Genomic DNA, 20,666 nt, shown 5'->3' on the forward strand with positions numbered 1-20,666 from the left:
TCGCAAACTATCAGGAGTCTCATCATGCAAGTACAGCCATACCTTACATTCAACGGTGACTGTGAAGCCGCGCTGGCATTTTACGGGCAGGTACTGGGCGGCCAGATCACCTTCATGATGCGGTTCAAGGATGCGCCCGGCACTGAACCCGTTGATCCGGCGTGGGCCGACAAGATCATGCACTGCAATTTTTCTGCAGGCAGCACCCAGTTCATGGCCGCGGACTGTTCGCCAGAGCGCGCTTCTGCCAAAAAGAGCGGCTTTACCATGTCCGTCGCCGTGGATACCGCAGCAGAGGGCGAGAAAATATTCAATGGCCTGGCTGCTGATGGCCAGATCACCATGCCCTTCCAGGCCACGTTCTGGACCAAGGGCTTTGGCATGCTGGTGGACAAGTTTGGCACGCCCTGGATGGTGAACTGTCTGGAACAGCCGGCCTGAGCGGCCGGACCAGTGCGGGTGGTTAGCGGAAAACCGCGTAGATGAAAAACTCGCGGTTACCGTCACCACCCGTAATCGGGCTGTTCAGATAATCGAGCACGGTGAAGCCGGCGGCATCCGCTGCGGCACGGATTTTCGCTTCGACCTCCGGGTAACAGGCGTCATCCCGGACAATCCCGCCTTTGCCGATGCGCTGCGGCCCGACTTCAAATTGCGGTTTGACCAGAAACAGTAGCCGCGCCCCGCTTTGCAGCACGCTGGCAATGGCCGGCAAGATGAGGGTGAGCGAGATGAACGACACATCGCCCACCACGACCCCGATCGGGCCATCCTGCGCCGGGGCAATCAGCTGGGCGGTCAGGTGGCGGGCATTGACGCCTTCAAACTGCGTGACGCGCGGATCGGCCAGCAGGCGCGGGTGCAACTGGTCATGCCCGACTTCCACGCCAATGACTTTACGCGCGCCCGCCTGCAGCAGGCAGTCAGTAAAGCCACCGGTGGAGATCCCCACATCCAGCGCCAGCAGGCCGGCGACATCCAGCCCGGTGTGCGCCAGCGCGCCAGCCAGCTTGAGCCCCCCGCGCGACACATAGCGATCGGACTCGTCCGGCGTGATGCTGATTTCGGCGTCTGGCGGCAGCTTCAGGCTGGATTTACCAACCCGTTTGCCGTCTGCCGACACGCGCCCGGCATCAATCAGACCTTGCGCGGCGGTGCGGGACGCGGCCAGGCCCAGTTCTACCAGCAGGACATCAGCGCGTTGCATGCCCGGGTTCCCGCTCACTCAAAATGTTCGTTCGATGCCAGATAACGCCACTTGCCCGGCGGCAACTGGCCCAGCCGCACATTACCGATACGGATACGCTTGAGGCCGACCACGCGCAGGCCAACCAGCTCACACATGCGGCGAATCTGGCGCTTTTTGCCTTCGCGCAGGATAAACCGCAGTTGATCCTTGTTCTGCCAGGTCACGATGGCAGGCTTGAGTTTCTCGCCATCCAGCTCCAGACCGTGGTTCAGCAAGCGCAGTCCGTCATTGGAGAGCGACCCCGCCACGCGCACCAGGTATTCCTTGTCGACGGTGGAGTCTTCACCAATCAGCGTTTTGGCAATGCGGCCATCCTGGGTCAGCACCAGCAGCCCGACCGAGTCGATGTCCAGCCGCCCGGCAGGCGCAAGGCCGCGCATATGTTGCGGGTGAAACCGCACGCCGGAAAGATCGCCGTCCCAGTGGTTATCCAGTGTGACCAGTGTCGATGCCGGCTTATAGCCGCGCTCGGCCTGGCCCGAGACAAAGCCCACCGGCTTGTTCAGCAAAATGGTGACGCGGTTGGCCTGGGCCTGTTGCGCGGGTTTATCCAGCGTGATCTGCTGGTCTGGCGTCACCCGGCTTCCCAGTACGTTGATGACCACGCCATCGACTCTGACCCAGCCGCGTTCAATGTAATCATCAGCTTCACGGCGGGAACACAGCCCCAGCTGGGCCATGCGTTTGGACAGCCGCATCGAGCCATCGTCGGGGGTGCCGGCGCTGTCGCTATCGTCGCGACGGGTTTCTTCGGTCATGGTTCATCTCCTTGTAACTGGTCGCCTCTCGGCGAAGCCGGCAGAATATCAGAATTGTAGGCCCAGCCCGCGGTCACCGCGCCCGATACGGAGAAAACATGGCGTATTACCTGGTCATCAAGCAGATTCACATCACCTGCGTGCTGTTGTCTGGCTTGCTGTTTCTCTATCGCGGCGGGCTGATGCTGGCCGGATCAGCCAGCTTGCGGCAAACCTGGCTGAAGGTGTTACCGCATCTGGTCGATACGGTCTTGCTCACGGCCGGGGTGAGCATGGCGGTACTCAGCCATCAGTATCCAGGCCAGCAGACCTGGCTGACGGCCAAACTGATCGGGCTGGTGGTGTATATCGGGCTGGGGACCATTGCCCTGAAACGCGGCCGCAGCCGCAAGACGCGCGCCATTGCACTGGTCGCGGCCTTGCTGGTGTTTGCCTGGATTATCGGCGTGGCGATAACGCGCAATCCGCTGTCGTTCCTGCTGTTCTTGCCCACCTGAGCAAGGCCAGGCGTCCTTAGTACGGCGACTTCTCGCCTTCCGGGCGGGTTTTGAAGCGGCGATGCATCCAGTAGTACTGCGCCGGGATCTCCCGCACCCGGTCTTCGATGAATTTGTTCATGCGCGACGTATCGGCCAGCAGGTCATCACTGGGGAAATCGTCGGTCCAGGCAGGGTAATAGCGGGTGACAAAGCCGTCTTTTTCCAGCCGCGTGATCATGGGGATCACCACCGCGCGCCCCATTTGCGACAAGCGCGACAGTGCCGGAATGGTCGCGGCCTGGATGCCGAAGAACGGCGCGAAAATTGACTCTTTCGGGCCCAGATCCTGATCCGGCAGGTAATAGAAAGGGATGGTGTGCTGGCGCAGCGCCTTCACAATGGCGCGGATGCCGTCGTTACGCTTGATCAGCAAGGGCTGGCCAAAGCGACTGCGCCCCATCAGCAAGAGTTCATCAAACGGATTCTGGTGCGACGCCGAATACATGCTGGCGCCCCAATGGTCGACGGTATGGCGGATGCCGCCGTAATCCAGACCGATGAAATGCGGCGCCAGCAAGATGATGGATTTGTCCTGATGCGCCAGGTAGTGTTCATAGCCCTCGCGACGCACCAGTTTTTCTACCCGTGCCTTGCTGCCAAACCACAGCACGCCGTAGCTGACGGCGCAGGTGGCCAGCAGACGAAAATGCGCATGCAGCACTTTGCTGCGCTCGGCCTCTGACCATTCCGGAAAACACAATCGCAGATTGGTCAGACCGATCTTGCGGCGACGTGGCGCGGCGTAATACAGCAAGGTGCCAAGGGCAGCGCCCAGCCCGCGTAACGCGGCGAAAGGCAGCAGGTGCAACAGCCAGAAAAACGCGGCCAGCAAACGGGCGGTAAAACTCATTCAGACTCCGGAGCCGGCGCGCCGGCAGGGGTTTTATAACGGTTGTAGCTCCACAGATACTGGGACGGCGCTTTCAGGATCAGCCCCTCCAGATTGTGGTTGAGCGTTGTGGCATCTGCCAGCGGATCGCCCGTAAAACTGCCTTGCATCGGCTCGATGTGCATCACGTAACCGCGCCCGCATGGGCGACGCTCGGCAAAACAGAACAACACCGTAGCCTTGCTGGAACGCGCCAGACGCGACAACAGCGTCATCGTATAGGCACGGTGACCAAAGAACGGCGCCCATGCGCCTTCACCGCCGCCAGGGGCCTGGTCGGGCAGGATGTAGACCGCCTGACCTTCCTTGAGCGTTTTGAGCAGCATGCGCACGCCTTGCGCATTGGCCGGCGCGGCTCGGCCATTGGCACGATCGCGGCTGGCCAGCATGAGTGGCTCCAGCCATTTGAGCTTGGGCGGGCGGTAGAGTGCGGCCAGCGCGCGTGGCATTTCGTGGGCCAGATAGACGCCACAGACTTCGATCGCGCCCAGGTGAGGCGAGACAAAAATGATCGGCTCGGGCCGTGCCAGCGCTGCTTCCAGATGTTCCCGGCCCTTGACCTCTTTCACCATGGCGGCCACATCGGGCACGGTGCGCAGCCAGGCGGCCAGCAGCTCCACGGCGCCTTTGCCGTGCTCTACAATACTTGAGCGCCTTAATCGGATATAATCAAGGGTTGTATCGTACTGCGCCGCGCGCTTTGAATTGTCAGCAAGCCGGCGCCGATAGGTCGGAGACGTCCACCATGCGATCCAGCCAAGCCCGGCACCAATGGCTTGCAGGATGCATAATGGTGTATATGCAAGCGGTCTGAGCAGGCGCACCAGCATGTGTAAGGACCTTTCGGGCAAAACCCGGATTCTAACGACTTTCACCCATTACAGACATGGCATAAAGGACCAACAAGCCCATGAGCGAATTCCTGTTTACCTCTGAATCAGTTTCCGAAGGCCACCCGGACAAGGTTGCTGACCAGATTTCCGACGCCATCCTGGACGCCATTCTGGCGCAGGATAAATATGCGCGCGTGGCTGCCGAAACACTGGTAAACACGGGCCTCGTGGTGCTGGCAGGTGAAATCACTACCTCTGCCAATATCGACTATATCCAGATCGCGCGCGACACCGTCAAGCGCATTGGCTATGACCACTCTGACATTGGCTTTGACTACAAGACCTGCGCCGTGCTGGTTGCGTATGACAAGCAGTCCCCCGATATTGCCCAGGGCGTGAACGAAGGCCAGGGCATGGATCTGGACCAGGGCGCTGGCGACCAGGGTCTGATGTTCGGCTATGCCTGCGACGAAACCCCGCAATTGATGCCGGCTGCCATTTACTATGCGCACCGTCTGGTCCAGCGCCAGTCCGAACTGCGTAAAGACGGCCGCCTGCCGTGGCTGCGCCCGGATGCCAAGTCGCAAGTCACCCTCAAGTATGACGCCCAGACCGGCAAGGTAAAGTGCGTTGACACCATCGTGCTGTCGACCCAGCACCACCCGGACGTCAGCCACGCCCAGTTGTCCGAGGCCGTGATTGAAGAAGTCATCAAGCCTGTCATGCCGTCCGAATGGCTGCAGGACAACCCGAAATTCCTGGTGAACCCGACCGGCCGTTTTGTAATTGGCGGCCCGATGGGCGATTGCGGTCTGACCGGCCGCAAGATCATCGTTGACACCTACGGCGGTGCCGCACCGCACGGTGGTGGCGCGTTCTCCGGCAAGGATCCGTCCAAGGTAGACCGCTCGGCCGCCTATGCCGGCCGTTATGTGGCCAAGAACATCGTCGCTGCCGGTATTGCCAAGCAGTGTCTGGTGCAAGTGTCCTACGCCATTGGCGTGTCCAAGCCGGTCTCAATCATGGTCGATACCTGGGGCACTTCCAAGCTGTCCAACGCGCAGATCGTTGAACTGATCAAGAAGCACTTCGACCTGCGTCCGAAGGGCATTGTGCAGATGCTTGATCTGTTGCGCCCGGTGTATACCCGCACCGCCGCTTACGGCCACTTTGGCCGCGAAGAGCCGGACTTCTCCTGGGAACGTACCGACAAGGCTGAAGCGCTGCGCGCCGACGCCGGTCTGTAATCCGGGTCTGGTTTCATCACAAAAACGGCGCTGCGGCGCCGTTTTTGTTTGCCCACAATTGCACGCGTTGCGCGGGGTTATGGGCTATTTTGGTAAGAACCAGCCTGGAACGCACGGTCCGGCTGGATCAAAAACAGAATGACGTTCTTTGCCGGGGGCCCACTTGAGTATCGCCACAGGTTTTTTTCTGCTGGTCTTGCTGATTGCACTGTCCGCGTTTTTTTCCATGTCGGAAATCTCGCTGGCTTCAGCCCGTAAATTCAAACTGCAAATGCTGGCAGAAGAAGGCGAGCCACGGGCTCAGGCGGTAATTGACCTGCAAGACAAGCCGGGCGATTTTTTCACCGTGGTGCAAATTGGCGTCAATGCCGTGGCCATCCTCGGTGGCATTGTCGGTGATGCGACCTTCACACCGTTCTTGCTGCGCATCTTCAATGCGCTCAATCCCGATACCGCCGGGCATCTGGCGTTCCTGGTCACGTTTTTCATTACCACCAGCCTGTTTATCCAGTTTGCCGATCTCATCCCCAAGCGGCTGGGCATGGTGGCGCCAGAGCAAGTCGCCATCGCCATCGTGCGGCCCATGCGCTTGTGCTCTACCCTGCTCAAGCCCTTTGTCTTGCTGTTCAACGGCGTCGCCACCCTGGTGCTCAAGCTCACCGGCATGCCCACCGTGCGCTCGGAAATCGTCACTGCCGACGAGATCGTCGCGCTGGTCGATGCTGGCGCCGAGGCCGGCACGCTGCACAAGCAGGAACACCGCTTTATCGAGAACGTGTTTGAACTGGCAGAGCGCTATCTGCCATCGGCCATGACCGGGCGCGAGGCGGTGGTGTATTTCTCCATGACCGATACCGATACCGCCATCCGCCAGAAGATTGCTGCCCAGCCGCATGCCAAGTTTCCGCTGTGCGAGAACAGCAGCATCGATACCGTATTTGCCTATATCGATGCCAAAGACCTGCTGCATGCCATCCTGAAAACGCCGCAGGCCCCGCTGCTGACCGTGCTGCGCGAGATCGCAGTCAAGGGTGTGCTGGTGGTGCCCGATACCTTGTCACTGGCCGACATGCTGGATCGTTTCCGCGAAACACGCGAAGACTTTGCCGTCATCATCAACGAGTACGCATTGGTGGTCGGCGTGATCACGCTCAATGATGTCACCGGCCAATTGATCGGCAGCATTGTCGATAACAGCGACGAAGACCAGATTGTGCGGCGGGATGAGCGCTCCTGGCTGGCCGATGGCATGACGCCGATTGGCGATCTGAAGCGGGCCATCGGCATGGATGACATGGCCGACGAAGACAGCTACGACACGCTGGCCGGCTTTTTGATGCTGCGGCTCAAGCGCATCCCCAAGAAGGCCGAGGCCATGGAATACGAAGGCTTTCGTTTTGAGGTGGTCGATATCGACCATCACAAGATCGACCAGGTACTGGTCAGCAAGCTCTGAATGGCTGGTGCCAGCCGCCGGACCATAAAAAAAGGGGCCATCACGGCCCCTTTTTTCCGGATAACCCCCGCCTTACTTCTTGGCCTTCGGGGTCAGATCATGGTCGATCGAGTACTTGGTGCCGGTCACGGTGACTTCGGCATCAGCACCGTTTTCGGTGAACTGATAGGCGTAAACGCCGTTACCCAACGAGCGTGCGCCTTCCAGACCGCCACCGACGTCACCCGCCTTGGCAGAGGCAGCAGCTTCGCCACCCAGCACCCAGCCCTTGGTCACAAACTTGTGGAAAGCAGCCTTGTCGTTGAAGACCATCACCAGACGGCTGTTCTTCACGCCCAGGCCAATCCCGCCCTTCAGCTGGATCATTTGCATGAAGACCTCATGCCCGGTTGCCGGATCTACTGCCATACCGGAACCACCACCCGCACCCGCAAAAATCACGGTTGCGCTGCCGTTGTTAAACACGGCGTAGCCGGCTGACTTGGCAATCGCGTCCTTGGCCGTCGGGTGCTTCTGGTAGACCGTCTCCAGGGTTTCCTGAGTGATCTTGCGAATTTCAGCACGGCGCTCATCCGGCGACTTCTTGGGCGCAGACAACGCACTGTCGTTGTTCATTTCTTGAGCCATAACCGGGGCGCCGGCCAAGAGGGCAACCGCTGCGGGGATCAATAACCAGGTCTTGTTCATGTCGGGTTCTCCTTTCAAGTGACGTTATCGATATCCTGTCTGGCCGGGACTCTGTGTTCCGTCGGGCTGCCGCACGCTGGCATGCCCAGGCTGCTGGATACCGGGTATTCCCCCTGAGGTACTGCGTACTGCTCAACATCGTTTCATCACGACTCGTCGTCTCAGCGCTGGCTGATTGCCCGACCAGTGGTGATTGAGTTATAGCCGCAATCCGGAAATTTTTATCACGATCAGCGCGTCAGCCATTTCACCAGCCGCTCAAACTGCACGCCATAAGGCGGGGCCAGCCAGTCCAGCGCGCGGATCGGGCCTTGCCGCAAGACAGGTTTGAGGTGCGACATGACGTCAAAACCATCCTTGCCGTGATACGCGCCCATACCGCTGTCGCCCACGCCCCCAAAAGGCAGTTCAGCGGCGGCGATATGCAACAAGGTGTCGTTGATGGTCGCGCCCCCGGCATGGGTCTGCTGCAATACATGCCGGGCAGCCCGGCGTGAACGCGTAAACACATACAGCGCCAGCGGGTGCGGGCGATCATTGATCCAGTCCAGCGCTTCAGCAAGCGTCTGGTACGGCACCAGTGGCAACAAAGGTCCGAACAATTCTTCGGACAACAACCGCGCGTCCTGCGGCACGCCGGTGTACACAAACGGCGGGAAAAACCGCCCGGCTGCGTCGATCGCTGCGGCTGGCAACAGTGCGTGCGCCAGCGCGCCCTGGGTCAGCGCTTCGTCATGAATGGTCTGCATGCGCTTGAACTGCCCCGGCGTGGCCATGCTGGCAAAGTCACGCGGAAACGCCGGGTACAACCGTTCGGCCCAGCGTCGCGCCACGGCAATGAAATCAGCCTCGCGCCCGGCCGGCAGCAAGACATAATCAGGCGCCACGCAGGTCTGGCCACCGTTGACCAGCTTGCCGTACAGGATGCGTGAGACCGCTTGTTCGAAATCGCCATCATCGAGGATCAGCGCGGGCGACTTGCCGCCCAGTTCCAGCACCACCGGGGTCAGATTGCTGGCGGCGGCCGTCATTACGCTGCGGCCCACATCGGTGGAGCCGGTAAAAAGAACCTGGTCAAACGGCAAGGAGACAAATGCCCGGGCTTGCTCTACCGCGCCGCCGTAAATCACCACTTCGTCCGGCGCAAAATAATCGCCCACCAGCTTGTGCAAGAGTTCGAACAAGGCCGGGGAGGACTCAGACAATTTGATCATGGCCCGATTGCCGGCCGCCAGCGCACTCGTCAGCGGGCCCAGCGACAGAAACAGCGGGTAATTCCACGGGGCGACAATGCCGATCACGCCGCGCGGCTGCGGCATTTGCCAGCCACTGGCCGGCCACAGCCGCCAGCCCACGGCACGGCGGCGCGAACGCATCCAGCGCCGGCCCTGTTTGAGCGCATGTTCAATACCGGCCAATACCGGCACCAGTTCCAGCAATTCGGTTTCCTGCGCCGGACGCTGGCCGAAATCCTGATTTACCGCTGCAATCAGGGCGGGGCGATTGTCGACAATCAGCCGCTGCAAGGTCTGCAGACGCGCCGCGCGCGCGGGCCAGTCCGGCATGGGCTGGTTGCGCTGGGCCAGCCGCAATACGTTCAGACGGGCCGCCAGTTCGCTGCGGGTCAGTTCGGGCAGGTCATGCATCGCGTTTTGCATTGGTGTTATCGGTGCGGTTCATTTGGGGCATGATGATGAATGCATTGTAGGACCTGACGGACAAAACGGGGCATGGGGTCTACGCCGCATTCGCCTGTTTGATATCTCCTACACTGACAAGCCCATGCAACAGACCCGGGTACACCTGAAACAGGCGGCGCGCCAGCCCCGCGCGGACAATGTTAAGATGCCGCACCGATTTTCATTTTTTGCGCCAGAGATACCGTGAGCCAGCCGCCCCTCAGCTTTGAATTTTTTCCGCCCAAGACCCAGGAGGGCACCGAAAAGCTGCGCATTACGCGCCGCCAGCTGGCGCAGTTCAAACCTGAGTATTGCTCCGTGACCTTTGGCGCGGGCGGCACCACGCAAGACGGTACGCTCAATGCCGTGCTGGATATCCAGTCCGAAGGCCTGGCCGCCGCGCCGCACTTGTCCTGTATTGGTTCCAGCCGCGCCAGCGTGGGCGACATCCTGCAGCGCTATCGTGACAACGGCATCCGCCATATTGTCGCGCTGCGCGGCGACATTCCGTCCGGTATGGGCGATGTGGGCGAGTTCCGTTACGCCAACGAGCTGGTGTCGTTCATCCGCGAACAGCACGGCGACTGGTTCCAGATTGAAGTGGCGGCCTACCCGGAATATCACCCGCAATCCCAAAGCGCCGAGGCCGATCTGCGCGCCTTTGTGAACAAGGTCAATGCCGGTGCGGATTCGGCCATTACCCAGTATTTCTTCAACGCCGATGCGTACTTTCGCTTTGTCGACGAAGTCACCGCGCGCGGTGTAACGATCCCCATCGTGCCGGGGATCATGCCGATCCAGAATTTCAGCCAGCTCACGCGCTTTTCCGATATGTGCGGTGCCGAGATCCCGCGCTGGTTGCGCCTGCGCCTGCAATCGTTTGGCGATGACAGTGCTTCGATCCGCGCGCTGGGCCTGGATTTCATCACCGAACTGTGTGACCGCCTGTTGCAAGCGGGCGTGCCGGGCCTGCATTTCTACACACTGAATGCGGCCGGTGCAGTCTCGACCATTTGCCAGCGTCTGGGCCGTTAAGGCTGGTTCCTGGCAAACAAAACAAAAGGGCCCAACCGGGCCCTTTTGTTTTGTCTGTGGCATCGCCTGATCAGCGTTGCGGTACAGCCTGTTGCGAGGTCGGCACCACACGGGTGGTCTGGCCATCGCTGACCACATCAACACGCTGGCCAACCGAGAACGCCATATCGGCGGCCTGGGTGATCACCAGACGCTGGCCGTTATCCAGGCGCACGGTAATTTCATAGGCGTTCTGCGTAGTGCCTTGTTTTTCGATCTGGTTACCGGCAACGCCACCGGCAATGGCGCCCAGCACGCCGGCCACAATCGCCCCGTTACCGCCGCCGATCTGGCTACCAGCAGCGCCACCGATCACGCCGCCGGCAATGGTGCCGATGGCGTTGGTGTCATTCTGGATGCGTACGCTGCGCACGCTTTCCACGGTCCCGGCCTGCGCCGTTGCGGTGCGCATGGCCTGGCTGCGACTGTAGGTATTGGCCGAATCGCTGGCACAACCGGCCAGCCCCAGCGATGCGGCGGCGACCGCAATAACCACTGTATTGACGAATTTCATGAGTTTTCTCCCGAGACGCCGTTTGATGTGCGAACAATATTTCTGAGAATTTACAAGCGCAATCAACACATTATAGGCAGCACGCCCCCGGTCTGACGCCGCAGGATTCACACCAGTTTTCACATGGCGCGGCGGCGGAACCAGCCGGTCATGGACCGTCTTTCACGCGTGGCGGGGATCACTTCATGCTCGAAACGGTCAGACAAGAACAGCACCAGCGTGCCGCCAAGCGGCGTTACGTCTTGCCAGGCGCCACTTTGCGGGCAATCCAGGTAAATCCGCAACTGCCCGCCATCGCGCTCGTGCCAGTCTTCGTTCAGGTACAGCACGAAGGTCACCACACGGGTATCCGCGTTGCGGTGCTGGTCCAGATGGCGCTTGTAAAAGCCCCCCGCCGGATAGACCGCAAAATGAGCCTCGAATTCCGCGACGCCCAGATACAGCTCGCTGTTGAAGAGCTGGCGCAGCGCTTCCAGGCGGGCCAGGATAGGCACCGGCAGCGTCTGATCGTCGTTATCCAGCCATAACACATCGTCCCCGCGAATCCGGGTATCGCGCATATAGCCTTGTTCGCGCCCGATACCGGCGGCCTGAAAACGTGCACGGCGCAGGTCGATCTCGGCCCGCAACAGTTGCACTTCTTCCGGGCTCAGAAACCCGGGCCAGATGACCTTGCCGTCATCGACCAGCGCTTGTACGGCGGCGTTGAACCCATTCAACAACGTTTTCCCCTTGTCGTTCAGTTACTTTGGTTTCCGGCGCGCGCGGGCGCGGCGGGATCAGGAAGTCTTGCGGGCGGCGCAGGCCACGGCGCAGCAAACGCCCGGCAATGGGCCGCAAGGCGCGCAAGGTCAGTTTGCGTGAACGCAGCGCCACCCACAGCGCCAGCCCGAAGCTCACCAGCAGGTTGATATAGCCAATCAGCGCAATGCCCAGCGCACTGATCGCGACCACGTGCCAGTCCAGCGCAAAATCAAAGGTCACGGCCGCAAATGATAAATACGCCGACGAAAAGGTGATGTGGCGAATATCAATGGGCAAACCCAGCAGCACGCCAACGGTCCCGATCGTGCCCAGCATCATGCCAAAGTAGAAGTTACCCGCCAGCGCGCCCAGATTGTTGCCCAGATAATCCCCAAGCCGGCGCGCTCGCTGTTCGCCAGCCAGCCGGTTTAACCAGGGCAGCGCGGCAATACGTTGCGGAATCTGGTTATACAGCGCCTTGTTGTCGTAATAGCCGGAAATCAACCCCGCCAGGAACAGGCACACGCCGGCAATGCCGGCATGGAACAACGCCAGGCTCTGGATCGGGTTCAGATCATGCAGCAGGTGCTGGGCTTTGTCGGCATCGACCACCGGGTGTCCGGTACTCCACACCCAGGCCAGCGCAATCAGTAGCGCCGTGGGCAGCACCACCAGCACATTACCCAGAATGGCAATGAACTGGGTCCGGAATACCTTGATGATCAATTCGCTCAGTTGATCAATGTCATCCGGTTTGAGCTTGCCCGAGCGCGTGCCCTCATGCAGCGTGGCGGCGATGCGCGCCGCGGTCATCGCCGGCTGTTTGGTGGCAATGGTGAAATGCAGGATATGCACCAGCATGAAACCAAAAGCGTAGTTCAGGCCAAACGCCAGCGCCTCCAGCAGCAGCGGCAGATGCGCCTTGGCAAACAGCAGTTTGAGCAAGGCCATGAAGCCGACAATCAGGCCCGCACCGGCGGCGGAGCGGAACATGCCGCGCCATTCCTTGCGGTTCTCTGCAATGTAATGGCCGCCCGTATGGCTGGCGTGCTCCGTCACCTGCAGCGCCAGCATTTCGGTGTTTTCGGCAAAGACATCGCGCAGGGAATGCTTGCGATTTTCCGCGCGGACCAGCGTCAGGCTGATGCCCAGAATGGCTTCGCTTTTCTCCCGCGTGCGGGCAATCGACACCAGCCGCAGCAGGGCCTTGAGGCGCTCGATGTGCTGCGTGACGCGCAGCAGGTGATAGGTCAGGCTGACTGACACCCCGTTGCGCATGGCGTATTTGCGCACGCGGCTGATGACTTCTTCGCACTGCTCCAGCAGCACCAGGATGTGGCGCTCGTCTTCTTGCGGCAGCGTTTTCTCTGTCATGGCCCGCAGGTTGTGCGCGATGAAACTGTGTACTTCCAGATTCTGCTGCACAAAGGGCGACACCGCGCGCCGGGTCTCGGGCTGGCTGCGGGTGATTTCCGGCTCCAGACCAATGGCGGCGATCCGCGTCGACAGCACCTCGATCGCATCCAGCAACTGCCCGCGAATGAGCATGATCTGTTCGACGTTGGTTTCTTCTTCAATGTGCAGCGCGCGCCCCAGGCTGAACCAGATGTCCTGCGGCACGCTTTCCAGCCAGAGATAATCGTTGTGGTGGTAAAACACCGAACCGAACAGATCACGCAAGGAACCGGCGTTGGGTGCCGGCGGCAGCAGGCGATCGCCAATGCGGCGCGACAGGGCCGAGAAAAAACTCTCGTTGGACAAAATGCCGGTATCGGCAAAGAACTGCACTTGCTCGCTGCGGGACAGCACCGCCAGCAGACAGCGGCGAACGCCGGCGCGGATTTCGGGCGATTGCTCCAGTAAATAGGCCAGCGAGCGAACGCCATTGATGGCGGCCTGGGTATCGTCGACCCGGCGGGGCCGCATGGTTGCAACCAGTTCACGCAATAAAACGGGCGCGCGCTCGGGCGGTGCGCTGATCATGGCCTGCAAGGTAGCCTGCATGCATTCTCCAGTCTGGGCCCGGCATTGCCGGACCTGGGCTTGGCCCTGTGTTTTTTTCCAGTGGACCGCGTCGTGGCGCGGGCAGGCATTAAACGCCGAGGTGATCAATCACCTCAAGCCTGAATGTTCACAATCAGCGCATCGATCATGGCCTGGGTGCGCTGGATATATCCTCCGCCAAACATGTTGGCGTGATTGGCCATGTGGTACAGGTTGTAAAGATCGCGCCGCCGCTCAAATCCGGCCGGCAGCGGCCAGGTGGCGTGGTACGCCTCGTAAAACGTGCTGCTGAACCCGCCAAACAGGCTGGTCAGCGCCAGATCGGTTTCCCGATCACCATAGTAGCAAGCCGGATCAAACAGCACCGGGCTGCCATCGGCCAGCCACGCTGCATTACCGCCCCACAAGTCGCCATGCAGCAGCGAGGGCACGACGTGGTGCTCGCCCAGAAACGCCGGCAGGCAGTCAAGCAGCAAACGGGTGTCACGTAAGCTCAGGCCGTTTTGCCGGGCCAGGGCAAACTGGTGTCCCAGACGGCGCTCGCGAAAAAAATCCAGCCAGTTGTCCATCCAGCCATTGGGCTGCGGCGTCGCACCAATCGTGTTGTCATGCGCCCAGCCAAACTGCGGCGCTGTCAGCCGGTGCAGTTGTGCCAGTTGCCGGCCCAGCGCGGCTTCATCGCCACGGTGCCGCAGGTCCAGCCATTCAAGCACCAGGAAAGCGCGATCGCCCGACACCCCGCACAGCACCGGTGACGGTACATGAATACCGCGGGCCAGCGCGATCAGCCCGGCCCGTTCGGCCTCGAACATGTCGCGGCGCGCGGCATCGTTGAGCTTGACGAACCAGTCTCCGGCGCTGGTTCGCACACGCCAGGCCTCGTTGATATCCCCTCCAGCGACGACGTCGGCGCGATGAAACTGCAGCGGCTGGCCCGTGGCCGCCGCCAGTTGCGCACAAATGTCAGCCCACATCCGGTTCTCCTTGTGTTGCTTGTGTTGCGGTTTGATCAGCCTCGATCATTTTTTCTGCTTTACCTGCATTTTGATCAAAAAATTGCATACAAATCATGCAATTCCAGAAAAAAGCAAGTGGGGATTTTCAACCTTACAAGTGCGCGACCAGGCGTGTACTGTGCGAGTACCCCTCCAAGTGAATCTTGACATCTCCAGCAAGCCGGGCTAACCGGTAATGACTGGCGTTCTGGTTCCTCTCGCGGCGCGTTGTCCTGGCCACACCCCGGTTTCAAGATTTGTCGCCGCAGCTGTTAGCCCACGAGGCGAGCCACCGACCGCTTGCAGGTGCCCTTTGGCACCTGGCGGTCCCGACGCAACTTCGAAAGCAAAACACATGAGCATTTTTCGTACCAAAAACATTGATGCGATGGTCGCAGTCAGTGAATCCGGCGCTTCCGGCCTGAAAAAGGCCCTCGGCCCGACCGACCTTGTGCTGATGGGCATTGGCGCCATCATCGGCACCGGCATTTTCGTGCTGACCGGCACGGGCGCACTCACGGCCGGCCCGGCACTGACGCTGTCGTTTGTCATTGCTGCCATCGCCTGCGGTTTGTCCGCCCTGGCGTATGCAGAGTTCGCCTCCACCATCCCGGTTTCCGGTTCCATCTACGCTTATTCCTACGCGGCCCTGGGCGAGATCGTCGCCTGGATCATCGGCTGGGATCTGATGCTGGAATACGGTCTGGCCACATCCGCCGTGTCGGTGGGCTGGTCCGGGTATTTCCAGTCGCTGCTGCATGGCTTTGGCGTGGATCTGCCCACCGCCCTGACCGCAGCCCCGGGCGCCGTGCCGGGCAAGGAAACCCTGTTTAACCTGCCCGCATTCGTCATCATGATGCTGATCACCACGCTGGTGTCGATTGGCGTCTCCGGCTTTGCCAAACTGAACAACATCATGGTGGCGATCAAGATCGGCATCGTGCTTTTGTTCATTGTGGTCGGCGCAGGTTACGTGAAGCCTGAACACTGGACTCCGTTCATGCCGTTCGGGTTCCATGGCGTGTTCAATGCCGCTGCCCTGCTGTTCTTTGCCTTTATCGGTTTCGATGCGGTATCCAGCGCGGCCGAAGAAGTGAAGAACCCCAAGCGCGACCTGCCCATCGGCATCATCGGTTCGCTGTCGGTCTGCACCATTCTGTACGTCGCGGTTTCCGCCATCATGACCGGCATTGTGCCGTTCCAGCAATTTGCCGGTGTCGATCATCCAGTCTCGCTGGCCCTGCAAGTGGCCGGCCAGAACTGGGTGGCCGGGTTTATCGACCTGGGCGCCATCCTGGGCATGACCACCGTGATTCTGGTGATGATGTACGGCCAGACCCGCGTGATCTTTGCCATGTCTCGTGACGGCCTGTTGCCTGGCGTGCTGGCAAAAGTGCATCCGCGCTTTGCCACGCCGTTCATCACGACCTGGGTTGTCGGCATCGTGTTCGGCATTATCGGCGCGCTGATTCCGCTCAATGTGCTGGCTGAACTGATCAACATCGGCACACTGTCTGCGTTTGCCCTGGTGTCGATCGCCGTGATCGTCCTGCGCAAAACCCGCCCGGATCTGCACCGCGCATTCCGCTGCCCGGGTGTACCGGTCGTGCCTTTGCTGGGTGTGGCGTTCTGCCTGTTCCTGATGAGCGCGCTGCAACCCATCACCTGGAAAGCCTTCGGCATCTGGATCGCCATCGGCTTCGTGGTTTATTTCGCTTACTCCCGCCATCACTCGCGTCTGGCCAGACCATAAGTCTGCCAGTCAACGTGATTGAGCCCACGCGCATTATCCTGCACACACCAAAACAAGGATAAGGCCGTGGGCGATTTTCCTTTGATCAACACGCAAAACCTGACCCTCAGCGCGTTTACTGCGGCAGATGTCCCGCTGGTTCAGACTTTTGCCAGTGAACACGCGTTGATCAGCATGCTGGACAACGCGCCCTACCCCTACCCGGAAGGCGCCGCCGCAGAATGGATCAGCACCCATCCGGGCTTGTTTGCCGCGGGCCAGGCGCTCTATCTGGGCATCCGTTTGCGCCAGAGCGGGCAACTGATGGGCTGCGTGGAACTACACGACATCCATCAGGGTCATCGCGCGGAACTGGGGTACTGGATTGCCTTGCCGTTCCAGCGCCAGGGTTATGCCTTTGAGGCGGCTTGCGCCATGTTGCGTTACGGCTTTGGCGAAATGGATCTGCAACGCCTTGATGCCACCGTGCTGACGCGCAATGCCCCGTCGATCGCCTTGCTGGAAAAAGCCGGGTTTGTGCGTGAGGGCATGCGTCCGCTGTGGGGCGTGAGTTGCGGCAAGCCTGAAGATATTTTCTGCTATGGCCTTTGCCGGGCCATCCTGACCGGTTAGCCGTCCGCACCACATTGCGGCATGCCGCAGCCCCGGCCCCCAGGTTACAATCTACTATTTGACTATTTGCGAGCAGCGCGGCCATGCGTGCCTTTTGCTGCCTGCCGCGCCCAGACCCTCGGGGAATAATTTGAACAGACACTACCCTCACCCTATCCTTGCCCGCGAAGGCTGGCCGTTCATTGCCATCAGCCTGATCGTGGCCATGGTTGTCACCGCACTGGCCGGGGCCTGGTCGATTCCGTTCTGGATCATTGCCATTTTCGTGATCCAGTTCTTCCGTGATCCGGCACGCGAGATCCCGCAAGCACCCAAAGCCATCCTGAGCCCGGCCGACGGCCGTATCGTAGTAGTTGAAAAGGCCATGGACCCGTACCGCAAGGTCGAAGCGCTGAAGATCAGCGTGTTCATGAACGTGTTCAACGTGCACTCCAACCGCAGCCCGGTCGATGGCACCATCGAGCACATCGAATACAACGCCGGTTCGTTCCTGAACGCAGCGCTGGACAAAGCCTCCAAGGAAAACGAGCGTAACGCCGTGCTGGCCCGCCTGGCTGACGGCACGCAAGTGACCTTTGTGCAGATCGCCGGCCTCGTGGCGCGTCGTATCCTGTGCTATGCCAAAGTGGGCGACCAGCTCGCTCGCGGCCAGCGTTACGGTTTCATCCGTTTTGGCTCACGCGTTGACGTGTACCTGCCGCTGACCGCCAAGGCGCGCGTCACCATTGGCGACAAGGTGTCCGCGACCGAAACCATCCTGGCCGAACTGGCCTGATGCAGGTTGCGTCCGGGCCCCGGCCCGGACCGCCAACACAACCATGCTGATTCGTTCGGCCCTGGCCGCCAGCATGGTTCTGTTAGCGAAAGACCGCCTATAACAAGCAAGGAATATCACCTGTGCAAACCAAACGTCCAATCGCACTACGCCGTCAGACGCTGCGTCGTCAAAGCATTTACCTGCTGCCCAACCTCTTTACGCTGGCGGCGTTGTTCTCCGGCTTTTATGCCATCGTGCAGTCCATGAACAAGATGTTCGTGCCCGCTGCGGTCGCCATTTTCATTGCCATGATCCTGGATGGCCTGGATGGCCGCGTGGCGCGGTTGACCCGCACCCAGTCCGCCTTTGGCGCCGAGTTCGACAGTCTTTCCGACATGGTGTCGTTTGGCGTGGCCCCGGCGCTGGTGGTCTATGAATGGGCCCTGCGCGAGTTTGGCAAAGTGGGCTGGATGGTGGCGTTTGTCTATTGCGCCGGCGCCGCCCTGCGCCTGGCCCGCTTCAACACCAATATTGAAACCGGCGACAAGCGCTGGTTCCAGGGCCTGCCCTCGCCGTCCGCCGCTGCGCTGGTTGCCGGTCTGGTGTGGATCAGCCACGAATACGCCGATGAACTCTCTTCCATCAGCGACGCCCTGCCTTTCTTTGCCTTGCTGCTCACGCTGTTCGCCGGTCTGACCATGGTGTCCAACGTGCGATTCTGGAGCTTCAAGGAAATCAACATGCGCAAGACCGTGCCGTTTGTGGCCTTGCTGGTCATGGTGCTGTTGTTGATGCTGATTGTGGCCAAGCCGCCGCTGGTTCTGTTCTGCCTGTTTCTTGCCTATGGCGCCTCGGGCTATGTCATGGCCTTGTGGCAACTATTGCGCCGGGGCAAGAAGCCCGCTGAGCGCGGCAGCGCCCCCACCAACGGGCAGAATTAGACACAATGTCTATATTATGTCGAACCAGTGTGTGAGCACTGCACAAATTCGACAAATATCGGACAAAACCGTTTGACCAAATGTCCACAGCGTTTTATGCTTGAGTCCAATAACTGGTCTGGAGCATGACATGTCTGTGGACATTGAACGTTTGATTGAGCAATTTGGCGGCCCCAGCGAGCTGGCCGATGCCCTCAACCGCCTCTTCCCTGACGATCCTGTCTCCCGTGCCGCCATCTACAAATGGCGTGAACGCGGCAGCATGCCCCTCTCCGCCCTGAACCGTATTACCCAGCTCGCCGCCAGCCAGGGGCGCGCTTTCGACATCCAGTCGTTTTTTACCGGCACAGATGCTGTGCCGGCCACACGGAGCACACCGAACATGGGCGATCGTCTTTACATTTTCGACACCACCTTGCGCGACGGCGAGCAGTCTCCCGGCGCCTCGATGACCCGCGAAGAGAAAATCCGCATTGCCCGCCAGCTGGAACGTCTGGGTGTGGACATCATCGAAGCCGGTTTTGCCGCCGCCAGCCCGGGCGATGCCGAATCGATCCGCACCATTGCCGGCATCATCAAGGAATCCACCATCTGTTCGCTGGCCCGTGCCAACGAGCGCGATGTGCGCGCCGCTGGCGAAGCCATTACGCCCGCCGCACGTGGCCGTGTGCATACCTTTATCGCGACCAGCCCGATCCACATGGAAAAGAAGCTGCGCATGCATCCGGACCAGGTAGTGGAAGCCGCTGTCAAGGCCGTGACCATTGCCCGCGAATACACCGACGATGTCGAGTTCTCTGCTGAAGATGCGCTGCGCTCCGACCCGGCTTTCCTTGCCCATATTTTTGGCGAAGTGATCAAGGCCGGCGCCCGTACCATCAACGTACCGGATACCGTCGGTTACGCCATTCCGGGGATCACCGAAGCCTTCTTCCGCAACCTGATTGCCGCGACCCCGGGTGGCGACAAGGTGATCTGGTCCGCACATTGCCATGACGATCTGGGCATGTCCGTCGCCAACTCGCTCTCTGCCGTGCTGGGTGGTGCGCGTCAGGTGGAATGCACGATCAACGGTCTGGGCGAGCGCGCCGGTAACGCCAGCCTGGAAGAAATCGTGATGGCGGTGAAAACCCGCCGGGATATCTTCGGTGTGGACACCCGCATCGACACCACACAGATCGTGCCGAGCTCCAAACTGGTCTCGACCATCACCGGTTACCCGGTGCAGCCGAACAAGGCGATTGTGGGCGCGAACGCGTTTGCCCATGAATCCGGCATTCACCAGGATGGCGTGCTCAAGCACCGCGAAACCTACGAAATCATGAGCGCCGAATCTGTGGGCTGGTCGACCAACCGCCTTACGCTGGGCAAGCTCTCGGGCCGCAACGCGTTCAAGACCAAGCTCGCTGAACTGGGCATTGAACTGGCCAGCGAAGAAGCCCTCAACGCTGCCTTCGCCCGCTTCAAGGATCTGGCTGACCGCAAGCGTGAAATCTTCGACGAAGACTTGCATGCGCTGGTGTCGGACGAACTGGTGAACAAGGAACAGGAAACCTGGCGCCTGACGTCGCTCAAGGTCGTGTCCGAAACCGGCGAAACCCCGAGCGCCACGCTGGTCATGAACGAAAACGGCAAGGAACATCGCGTCGAATGCAATGGCGATGGCCCGATTGATGCCGCGTTCAAGGCCATTGAATCGATCGCCAATAGCGGCGCCGAATTACAGTTGTATTCGGTCAACGCGATCACCCAGGGCACCGACAGCCAGGGTGAAGTGACGGTCCGTCTGTCCAAAGACGGCCGCGTGGTTAACGGCCAGGGCGCCGACACCGACATTCTGGTGGCCAGCGCCAAGGCTTATATCTCCGCTGTGAACAAGCTGCACGCCAATATCACACGCACACATCCGCAACCCGTTTAAGCCGTTTATCGACG

At 60.4% G+C, this 20,666-nt stretch carries 20 protein-coding genes; 10 read left to right on the forward strand and 10 right to left on the reverse strand.

Features of this window, described 5'->3' with window-relative positions; genetic code table 11:
- Positions 1–24: 24 nt before the first annotated feature.
- The gene (locus IEX57_RS17980) at positions 25–441 is read left to right on the forward strand and encodes a VOC family protein (protein WP_188706124.1); all 417 of its coding nucleotides are present in this window, start codon (positions 25–27) and stop codon (positions 439–441) included.
- A gap of 22 nt (positions 442–463) precedes the next feature.
- On the opposite strand, the gene IEX57_RS17985 is transcribed toward IEX57_RS17980, so the two are convergent.
- Positions 464–1,207, reverse strand: a complete 744-nt coding sequence (locus IEX57_RS17985) for a TlyA family RNA methyltransferase (RefSeq protein ID WP_188706126.1) — start codon at positions 1,205–1,207, stop codon at positions 464–466.
- 14 nt (positions 1,208–1,221) lie between these two features.
- Positions 1,222–2,007, reverse strand: coding sequence for a pseudouridine synthase (locus IEX57_RS17990; protein ID WP_229709094.1), 786 nt, complete (start codon positions 2,005–2,007; stop codon positions 1,222–1,224).
- A gap of 98 nt (positions 2,008–2,105) precedes the next feature.
- Between IEX57_RS17990 and IEX57_RS17995 the strand changes: the two genes are divergently transcribed.
- Entirely contained in the window at positions 2,106–2,504 is a 399-nt protein-coding gene (locus IEX57_RS17995) for a SirB2 family protein (protein ID WP_188706128.1), read from the forward strand.
- Between the two features lie 16 nt (positions 2,505–2,520).
- On the opposite strand, the gene IEX57_RS18000 is transcribed toward IEX57_RS17995, so the two are convergent.
- On the reverse strand, positions 2,521–3,396 hold the full coding sequence (locus tag IEX57_RS18000; protein WP_188706129.1) for an LpxL/LpxP family acyltransferase: 876 nt from the start codon (positions 3,394–3,396) through the stop codon (positions 2,521–2,523).
- On the reverse strand, positions 3,393–4,265 hold the full coding sequence (locus IEX57_RS18005) for a lysophospholipid acyltransferase family protein (RefSeq protein ID WP_188706131.1): 873 nt from the start codon (positions 4,263–4,265) through the stop codon (positions 3,393–3,395). The genes IEX57_RS18000 and IEX57_RS18005 overlap by 4 nt, the downstream gene beginning before the upstream one ends.
- Positions 4,266–4,345: 80 nt before the next feature.
- Here IEX57_RS18005 and metK point away from each other — a divergent pair, with 80 nt between their 5' ends.
- On the forward strand, positions 4,346–5,515 hold the full coding sequence (gene metK / locus IEX57_RS18010; RefSeq protein WP_188706133.1) for a methionine adenosyltransferase: 1,170 nt from the start codon (positions 4,346–4,348) through the stop codon (positions 5,513–5,515).
- Positions 5,516–5,678: 163 nt separating this feature from the next.
- Complete coding sequence (paeA, locus tag IEX57_RS18015; RefSeq protein WP_188706135.1) at positions 5,679–6,971, forward strand: polyamine export protein PaeA; 1,293 nt, start codon at positions 5,679–5,681, stop codon at positions 6,969–6,971.
- A gap of 72 nt (positions 6,972–7,043) precedes the next feature.
- Here paeA and IEX57_RS18020 read toward each other — a convergent pair whose 3' ends face one another.
- Positions 7,044–7,586 (reverse strand): lipid-binding SYLF domain-containing protein, encoded by a 543-nt coding sequence (locus IEX57_RS18020; protein ID WP_188706136.1) that lies wholly within the window; start codon positions 7,584–7,586, stop codon positions 7,044–7,046.
- Between the two features lie 302 nt (positions 7,587–7,888).
- Positions 7,889–9,304, reverse strand: a complete 1,416-nt coding sequence (locus IEX57_RS18025) for an aldehyde dehydrogenase family protein (RefSeq protein ID WP_188706138.1) — start codon at positions 9,302–9,304, stop codon at positions 7,889–7,891.
- Between the two features lie 237 nt (positions 9,305–9,541).
- Between IEX57_RS18025 and metF the strand changes: the two genes are divergently transcribed.
- Positions 9,542–10,372 (forward strand): methylenetetrahydrofolate reductase [NAD(P)H], encoded by an 831-nt coding sequence (metF, locus tag IEX57_RS18030; protein ID WP_188706140.1) that lies wholly within the window; start codon positions 9,542–9,544, stop codon positions 10,370–10,372.
- 70 nt (positions 10,373–10,442) lie between these two features.
- Here the strand turns inward: metF and IEX57_RS18035 are convergent, their stop codons facing one another.
- The 4 genes from IEX57_RS18035 to IEX57_RS18050 form a co-directional block, all read right to left on the reverse strand.
- Positions 10,443–10,925, reverse strand: a complete 483-nt coding sequence (locus IEX57_RS18035; RefSeq protein ID WP_188706142.1) for an outer membrane lipoprotein — start codon at positions 10,923–10,925, stop codon at positions 10,443–10,445.
- Positions 10,926–11,044: 119 nt separating this feature from the next.
- Positions 11,045–11,644, reverse strand: coding sequence for a 2OG-Fe(II) oxygenase (locus tag IEX57_RS18040; protein WP_188706145.1), 600 nt, complete (start codon positions 11,642–11,644; stop codon positions 11,045–11,047).
- A complete protein-coding gene (locus IEX57_RS18045; RefSeq protein WP_188706148.1) occupies positions 11,604–13,673 on the reverse strand; it encodes a site-specific recombinase in 2,070 nt (689 codons plus the stop codon). The genes IEX57_RS18040 and IEX57_RS18045 overlap by 41 nt, the downstream gene beginning before the upstream one ends.
- A 113-nt stretch (positions 13,674–13,786) precedes the next feature.
- Complete coding sequence (locus tag IEX57_RS18050) at positions 13,787–14,647, reverse strand: fructosamine kinase family protein (RefSeq protein WP_188706149.1); 861 nt, start codon at positions 14,645–14,647, stop codon at positions 13,787–13,789.
- 376 nt (positions 14,648–15,023) lie between these two features.
- Here IEX57_RS18050 and bcaP point away from each other — a divergent pair, with 376 nt between their 5' ends.
- The 5 genes from bcaP (at position 15,024) to IEX57_RS18075 (ending at position 20,652) form a co-directional block, all read left to right on the forward strand.
- Positions 15,024–16,421, forward strand: a complete 1,398-nt coding sequence (bcaP, locus tag IEX57_RS18055) for a branched-chain amino acid transporter BcaP (protein ID WP_188706150.1) — start codon at positions 15,024–15,026, stop codon at positions 16,419–16,421.
- A 66-nt stretch (positions 16,422–16,487) separates the two neighbouring features.
- Entirely contained in the window at positions 16,488–17,033 is a 546-nt protein-coding gene (locus tag IEX57_RS18060) for a GNAT family N-acetyltransferase (protein ID WP_188706152.1), read from the forward strand.
- A 130-nt stretch (positions 17,034–17,163) separates the two neighbouring features.
- Positions 17,164–17,808: a phosphatidylserine decarboxylase gene (locus tag IEX57_RS18065; RefSeq protein WP_188706154.1), complete on the forward strand. Its 645-nt coding sequence runs from the start codon at positions 17,164–17,166 to the stop codon at positions 17,806–17,808.
- A 113-nt stretch (positions 17,809–17,921) separates the two neighbouring features.
- Positions 17,922–18,731, forward strand: coding sequence for a CDP-diacylglycerol--serine O-phosphatidyltransferase (gene pssA / locus IEX57_RS18070; protein ID WP_373285215.1), 810 nt, complete (start codon positions 17,922–17,924; stop codon positions 18,729–18,731).
- Positions 18,732–18,861: 130 nt separating this feature from the next.
- Positions 18,862–20,652 carry a 2-isopropylmalate synthase gene (locus tag IEX57_RS18075; protein ID WP_188706158.1) on the forward strand — a complete coding sequence of 597 codons (1,791 nt, stop codon included), beginning with the start codon at positions 18,862–18,864 and terminating at the stop codon, positions 20,650–20,652.
- The last annotated feature ends 14 nt before the right edge of the window (positions 20,653–20,666 follow it).

It is taken from the genome of Silvimonas iriomotensis, assembly GCF_014645535.1.
Classification (GTDB): Bacteria; Pseudomonadota; Gammaproteobacteria; order Burkholderiales; family Chitinibacteraceae; genus Silvimonas; species Silvimonas iriomotensis.